Origin of the sequence: Porphyromonas sp. COT-290 OH3588, assembly GCF_000769075.1 — a bacterium.
Lineage (GTDB): Bacteria > Bacteroidota > Bacteroidia > Bacteroidales > Porphyromonadaceae > Porphyromonas.
The window spans coordinates 1-346 of the sequence record NZ_JRFC01000046.1; the positions used below are offsets into that span (position 1 = coordinate 1).

Annotated in this window: 1 protein-coding gene; it reads left to right on the plus strand. The window is 37.9% G+C overall.

From position 1 onward, the window contains the following. A partial coding sequence (locus tag HQ48_RS09430) for a hypothetical protein (protein ID WP_044233161.1) occupies positions 1-346 on the plus strand: 346 nt, incomplete at both ends.

Consider the following 346-nt stretch of genomic DNA (forward strand, 5'->3'; position numbering starts at 1 on the left):
ATTTATTTCAGCGGACAACGGTGGAAAGAATGTCAATGGAACAGTAACTTGGGAATCAAAAACAGTTGCAAATAATGAAACATATGAAGTAACTTTCACAGTACAAGTTAAAGCAGATAACAAGACAAAGGTGGATAATACAGCAGAAGTACAGACAGGTGAAACAGGACCGAAGGTAAAGACAAATACAACAACAAACCCACCAGAAACACCATCGACAGATCCGAAGAAGGATGTATTTACTCCTGGAGACTTAAAACAAAGTATTAACGGTAAGGTAGTTAGTCCTGGTGAAAAGTTGACTTACAAGGTAACTTACAAGAATACAACAGGCAAGAGCCAAGAT